This window comes from Wolbachia endosymbiont of Cylisticus convexus, assembly GCF_003344345.1.
The window spans coordinates 1-7,035 of record NZ_QPIP01000069.1; the positions used below are offsets into that span (position 1 = coordinate 1).

A 7,035-nucleotide genomic window follows, 5' to 3' on the forward strand; every position below is an offset into this window, starting at 1 on the left:
ATGCTCTCTCTAAGCTTAAAGGCATAGGTGATGCAATGTTTCGTGATGGTGATGTTATAACAGGAAGCAATTGTATTATAGATAGAGAAACTGGTAAAGTTACGCTTGAATCAGGAAAAATCTATCTGCGTGGAGCAGTTAGAAAAGTCGAAAAAGAAGAGTTTGTTATTCCACTGAGTACCACAGTGCGTATAGGCGTTTATTACGTAGAATCTACGATTACAGAACTTGAGGATGAAAATCTTCGTGATCCTGCAGTTGGTACACGTAATTATCAAGAAGTAGGGGCAGCAAGGCTTAAAGTTTCCACCACTTGGAGTTATCAAGCTGAGGGTGTGACTACTAATGCTTCAGGAGAATTTTATCCAATTTATAACATTGAAAATGGAGTATTGATAGAACATTCACCGCCACCACAAGCAAACATAGTAACTACCGCTCTTGCTCGTTATGACAAAGAAGCCAATGGTTCTTATGTTGTAAATGGACTTGAAGTAATGTGTTTGCAGAGAGAAGAAGGAGACGAAAAGGGGAAAAAATATTTGTGATTAATGAGGGCAAAGCTCATGTTGATGGTTATGAGATTGAGTTACCTCACAGTATTCGTGTTTCTTTTGATCAAGATCCAGATATAAAAGCAGTTGAATCAGAACCACATACTTTTCAGCCAAATAGCCAAAGAGTAATGGAACTAAAAGTTAATGATTTTCCAATTAATGAAATCAAAAAAGTAGATATCACTGTTCAGAAAACCATTACTGTTACCCATGGTTCATACTCTGGAGTTGTAGATCCGATACCTGACTCTGCAGTGCTAGAAATTATCCAGATTAAACAAGGCAATGTTATTTATGAAAATAGTATAGATTACAAATTAAACGCAGGAAACGTTGATTGGTCATTACCTGGCAAAGAACCAGCTCCTGGGAGTAGTTACCTGATAACCTACCGCTGTCGCACTCATGTAAGCCCTGAAGATATAAATGAAGAGGGATGTAAAGTAAGAGGTGCAGTTGATAACAGCTTGGTTCTGATTGATTACACCTGGAAAATGCCCCGCTTTGATTTAATTACTATCGATAGCAAAGGAGTAGTAAGAAGAATAAAAGGCATAGCTCACCCTTGGCGACCATCGATGCCTAAAGCACCTAGCGGACAACTTTTGCTCTGCTACATTCATCAGACGTGGAAAAAAGGCGAAGGGGTAAAAATAGTGAATAATGCTATTCATGCTGTACCGATGAATGAGCTTGAAGCAATGAAAAAAGGAATAAATGATCTTTATGCGCTGGTTGCAGAGGAACGTCTACGCAGTGATGCAAATTCAAGGGATCCGACAGCCAAAAAAGGAGTATTTGTTGATCCCTTCTTTGATGATGATATGCGTGATCAAGGAATTGTTCAGTTTGCAGCAATAGTAAACAAGGAACTAATTTTGCCGATAGACGTGGAAATTATTGATGTTGAAAGAGGTAAAGAACCTTATCTTTTACCTTATAAACTTGAGCCGGTACTGGAGCAGCTTTTACAGACCAAAGAGATGAAGATAAATCCTTATCAGGCATTTGATCCGATACCTGCAAAAGTTACAATCACCAAGAATACAGATCACTGGACAGAGGTAAAGACAGTGTGGAAAAGTCCAGTGACGAGAGAATTTAATACTAGAGAAACAACAGAGCTTCTGTCAAGTAGTACGCATGAAGCTGAATTTATGAGAGAAGCAGTACAAGATTTTGAGATTGAAGGTTTTGAGCCAAATGAGAAGCTTAAAGAGATAAAATTTGATGGCATTTCTATTACACCTATAGCATAGAGGAAAGAAAGTGGAAGCTAACAACCAGGGAAAATTAAAGGGAAAGGTGAAGATACCGGCAAATATTCCAGCCGGTACTAAATTAGTGCAATTTTACGGGGATAAGGGAAGTTATGGAGAAGCAACTTATACTGGTAAAAAAACAATTACCATAGAGGAAAGAAGAAGAGTTATCGCAGCAAGAAGAGTTGATCCTTTAGCGCAAACATTTACTCTGAATGAGAGTAGGCACATAGGAGGTCTAGATTTATGGTTCACAAATAGCGGCAAAAAACGTGTTGTTGTGCAGATTAGAGAAACAGCAGTGGGAATGCCCTCGCAGACTGTCATTGCTGAAAGTTATATTGAGCCAAAAGATATAAAGATAGATGGCACAGCAACACGTATAGAGTGGTCACCAGTGTTTTGCCATGCAGAACAAGAGTATGCAATAGTGCTACTCACTGATGATGCAGATACTGCAGTAAAAATAGCAGAACTTGGCAAATATGATGCAGTAAATAGCCGCTGGGTAACGAGTCAGCCATATCAAGTAGGAGTATTAATGTCGTCTAGCAATGCAAGTACCTGGACTCCACATCAAAATTTAGATTTAACGTTTCGATTACTAGCTGCAAAATTTAGCGAAGTTTCTCACATTATTGATCTGGGTAAAGTTACTGCAAATAATGTATCAGATTTAATTGTTTTGACGAACGTCGAAAAAGTAGCATTTAATACTAATGTAGAATTTATCTTAACAGATGAAGAGGGAAGAGAAAACTTTTTGTCTAATAACTTGCCGCTTGCGCTGCGTGAAAGACTATCTGGAGAGCTAACGGTAAAAGCAAGCCTAAAAGGAGAGCGAGAAAAAAGTCCTGTTCTCTATCCTGGGTTACAGCTAGTTATGGGTAATCTTTCAGAGTCCGGAGATTATGTTACAAGAAGTATTACAGCAGGTTCTAACACTAAGATAACAATTACCTATGATGCGTTAATACCTGGCACTGCAGACATTAAAACTTATGTAGAGAAAAACGTGGGAGAATGGCAATTAGTAAATTTAACATCAGGAAAACCAATCGGAGAAAATTGGGTAGAGAGAGTCCACGTACTGACGAACTTTAATGCTAATGAGACAAGGATAAAATTGGTTTTAAGTGGAACGGTTGTTTATCGTCCTAAAGTCAAAAATCTACGAATCATTGTCACATAGAAGAATGTCAGATGATAAAACAAGCAGAGGATATCCTTTGCCGCATCCAGAGAACATAGCTGTAGAAGATGTAGTACGTATACGCAGAGCCATAGAAAAGATAGATGAAGATATGAGTGAAAGAGAAGGTGAACTTAAAAATAATTTTGAACGATTTAGATTTGAAACTTTTTTGAATTTTTGGGAATGAAAGAAGCAATATACCAAAGGATAAAGGATTTAGCAGCAAACAGCACACCTGATCAACTGGCATATCTTGCAAAATCGCTGGAGTTGATAGCAGATAAAAAAGCTATTGCTGACATTGTGCAAATGACTAAAATAAAAGAAATAATTGATGTACTACAAAAGAGACTTAAGGATTTAGTAGCAAACAGCACTCCAGATCAGCTTGCATATCTTGCTAAAGCATTGGAATCAATAGTAGATAAGAGTGCAGTGTCTGAAATTGTATACATGACAGATGAAAAGTTGAAAGAACTCTTGAGCGCTGCAAGATCACATTTGAATGAGATAAATACCAATAAGGAAAATTCAATATCGGCGATAACTGAAGCAAAGACACAATCTGTCAATGAAATCAACACGCTAAAGACTAATTCCTTGAGTACTTTAAAAGCGTCATCAGATTCATACGTATCGCTACTTGACACGAGAAAGAATGCAAATATTGCAGCAATAAATAGCATTAGTAACAGTCATAAAGATGGTCTTAAAGGTTTAGTAGAAGATTTTCGTGCTGTAAATGATGTGCCAGATGGTTCATCAATTATAGGAGAAATAGAAACTCGAGATGAGCAATTAAAAGCATCCCTTACAAACGAGATAAAAATTAGGGAAAGTCAGCTAAGAGCACTCACAACCAAATTCAACTCCATCAATGATGTGCCTAGCAGTTCATCAATTATGAAAGAAGTGAAAAAGAGGAATATGGTTGAACCTGGAGCATTACCTTTTTTATTTGGTGTACTAAGTAGAAAAAATAATTACTTTGGCCACGGAACTTTTACAACTGAGCTTGGTCAGTGGAGTAGTGATGTAACAAAAACAGACTATATGCTACAACTACTAGCAGGTACTCACACATATGATACAAGCTATGTTAGTTTTTATCGGCCAAGACAACTAAGTTTTATAGAGGGAAGTAAAGGAACATTTATTTACGGAGAGTTATGCACAAAAAGTTTTTCGGGTAGTTATGATGAGATATACTATTACCCATATGCTGCACTTGGAGTAGTATTTATAAAAAATACAACAAATGTGAACATAAATAAAACAATAGAATTTGTTGGATCATCATACTCTAGTACGGAGTATGGGGGTGCAGGACTATTTGTGGGAACACCAGATAATACCAATTCTAATAAATCAAGAATTTCAAGAATAATATGGAAAAATGTTTACCAATACACGAGTTCTGATAGCAAATTAGCTGGATCTGGTAATGTGGAGATTCCAGCAGGAAAAACAGTTGCAATATTACTTTACACATCATCTTACCTGTATTCCAGAACACAAGTTAGTCAAGGTATGCTTGCATCAAATTATGTACACAACTATGGTCAATTTATTCAGTGGGGGATTTATAACATACGTAGCAATGTTCTAACTACAGGACTTGAAGTAGATGTGGAGAGAACGCTAAAAGCTTGGCAATGTCCAGGATTAGAACGAACTGATCAAATATGGCAATGAGGAGGAATTTGTGACTATTTATATACGTTTTGAAAACCACAAGCAGATTGAAACAACAACACTTGAAAACAAGCCAACAGGAAATGATTGGTATGAAGCGCCAAAGAATTTTGATTGGCAAAAAAGTTATTGTTTAACAGAAGGAGGAGAAATTGCTCAGCGTACTAAAGAAGATATACAAAAGGAGTTACTGGATAATGCGAAGCTTTGTACATTTGATAGTATGCGTTTCTATTATGATAATCATACTCACCAATACGCAGGTCATTCTCACCAAAAAGCTAAATCTTATGAGATTCAAGCGAAAGCCGCAAAAAGCATTCTAGCAGCACCAGAATCTATAGATGAAAAAGATGCAGAAATTATAGAGCCTTTAGCAAAAGTACGTGGTATTACGGTTATTGAAATGGCAAGAATAATTGAGGAAAAAGTGAAAAAAGCAGTAAAAGCAATAATTAAATGTGAAGAATTGACGGATATAGCTGAAAGGGAAATCGGTGAAGCTAAAAATAAAGAAGAACTGCAAACTTTGCTAGATGATTGTAAACAAAAAATGCAAGAAAGTTAAATTCTTTTCAAAAATCAGCGTACAAGAAAAAAAATGACAGAACAATTTTTACATGGTGTAAATGTTATTGAGGTTACCTCAGGAGCAAGAACAGTACGCACAGCTAAATCATCAGTGATAGGAGTAATCGGTACTGCACCTGAAGCTGATGAGCAAAAGTTTCCGCTAAATAAACCAGTGTTAATTGCAGGAAGCTTAAAAGAAGCAGCAAAACTTGGAAGGAGTGGAACTCTTTTCTCAGCAGTAAACGGAATATTTTCCCAAATTGGTGCAACAGTAGTAGTTATTCGAGTTGAAGAAAGTGAAAACAGCGATCCAAAATTAAAAGAAGAAGAGACGCTGAAGAATATAATTGGCGGTGTTGATAAAGAGACTGGAGAGTATCAAGGGATTCAAGCATTCCTCAGTAGTGAAAGCATAGTTCATGTTGCTCCAAGAATACTCATTGCACCTCAATTTACTCACCAACTACCAGAAGATGGCAAAAATCCAGTAGTTGCAGCATTAATTTCTATAGCAGAAAAGCTGAGAAGCATAATAGTAGCAGATGGGCCAAATACTAATGATGAAGAAGTAATAAAATGGAGAAAAAGTGTAGGCAGCTCAAGAGTTTACGTAGTTGATCCGTGGGTTAAGGTATTTATTGAAGGAAAAGAAGAAACTTTGCCATCTAGCCCATTTGTAGCTGGTTTAATAGCAAAAGTAGATAGCGAACAAGGATTTTGGCATTCGCCTTCAAACAAAGAGATAAATGGTATTGTTGGAACAAGCAGGCCTATTGATTTTACGCTCGGTAATATAAATTGTAGAGCAAACCACTTGAATGAAAATGAGGTAACAACGATAATTCATCAAAATGGGGAATGTTCAAAAAAGTGTGTCAAACCGAAAAAAAGTAATAAATTGATATAAAAAAATGGAGGTTTGACAATGAGTCAAAAAGTAGTAAACAGAACTAACGGATTGGTAGATTATAAAGAGTTGGAAACAAATATCCTGTCGTCTATACGAGAAGGAAGACCGTTGACAGGAAAGGAGGGAGCATTAACACCATTTATAAAAAAGCTGCTGGAGGCGAGTCTAGAAGGTGAAATAGAAAACCATTTATTAGCTGAAAGTGAAGAAAATAATCGCAGAAATGGGAGGAATGGAAAGACTTTACGTACAAGTGCAGGTTCATTTGAGCTGTTAACGCCAAGAGATAGAGAAGGAAGTTTTGAGCCGCAAATAGTCAAAAAAAGGCAAACAAGCTTACATCCAGAGCTTGAAACGAAGATTTTGAGCACATTTGCCAGTGGTATGAGCTATAGAGATATAGCGTCACACGTTGAGGAAATTTATGATCACAAAATATCGGTAGCAGAGATATCAAGTATTACCGACAAATTACTGCCTATAATCAATGAATGGCGTAGTCGTCCACTGCAATCAGTATACCCGATAGTATTTATGGATGGGATGTTCTTTAAGGTCAAGGAGGATGGACATTGCGTAAGTAAATGTATGTACAATATATTGGGCATAGACCAAAATGGCAGAAAAGAAGTCCTGGGCTTTTATTTGGCTGAAAGTGAAGGAGCTAACTTTTGGTTGGAAGTGCTAAATAACCTCAAAGAAAGAGGAGTAGAAGATATTCTGATTGCATGTGTAGATGGGCTAAAAAGCTTTCCTGCAGCCATCAACAGTGTATTTCCCAGTGCAGAAGTGCAGCTATGTATAGTACACCAAATAAGAAATTCTCTGAAATATGTATCCAGT

General features: G+C 36.9%; 5 protein-coding genes and 2 pseudogenes. All 7 read left to right on the top strand.

Annotation, left to right across the window (positions count from 1 at the left end; translation table 11 throughout):
- Positions 1-1,816, top strand: a pseudogene (locus tag Wcon_RS07030) (DUF4815 domain-containing protein); the annotation flags it as partial.
- Positions 1,817-1,826: 10 nt separating this feature from the next.
- Positions 1,827-3,011: a hypothetical protein gene (locus Wcon_RS07035; RefSeq protein WP_114517703.1), complete on the top strand. Its 1,185-nt coding sequence runs from the start codon at positions 1,827-1,829 to the stop codon at positions 3,009-3,011.
- Positions 3,012-3,015: 4 nt separating this feature from the next.
- Positions 3,016-3,201, top strand: coding sequence for a hypothetical protein (locus Wcon_RS07040; RefSeq protein WP_114517704.1), 186 nt, complete (start codon positions 3,016-3,018; stop codon positions 3,199-3,201).
- The gene (locus Wcon_RS07045) at positions 3,198-4,709 is read left to right on the top strand and encodes a hypothetical protein (protein ID WP_114517705.1); all 1,512 of its coding nucleotides are present in this window, start codon (positions 3,198-3,200) and stop codon (positions 4,707-4,709) included. Before Wcon_RS07040 ends, Wcon_RS07045 begins: the two co-directional genes overlap by 4 nt.
- 10 nt (positions 4,710-4,719) lie before the next feature.
- Entirely contained in the window at positions 4,720-5,277 is a 558-nt protein-coding gene (locus Wcon_RS07050; RefSeq protein WP_114517706.1) for a hypothetical protein, read from the top strand.
- A gap of 33 nt (positions 5,278-5,310) precedes the next feature.
- Positions 5,311-6,138: pseudogene (locus Wcon_RS07055) on the top strand (phage tail sheath subtilisin-like domain-containing protein); the annotation flags it as partial.
- Positions 6,139-6,207: 69 nt separating this feature from the next.
- Positions 6,208-7,035: IS256 family transposase (locus tag Wcon_RS07060; protein ID WP_114516781.1), on the top strand; the 828-nt coding region annotated here is incomplete at its 3' end.

Excerpts from the sequence above, each read along its gene's own strand:
- Wcon_RS07045 (WP_114517705.1), top strand. The coding sequence starts at position 3,198 with ATGAAAGAAGCAATATACCAAAGGATAAAGGATTTAGCAGCAAACAGC.
- Wcon_RS07040 (WP_114517704.1), top strand. The coding sequence starts at position 3,016 with ATGTCAGATGATAAAACAAGCAGAGGATATCCTTTGCCGCATCCAGAG.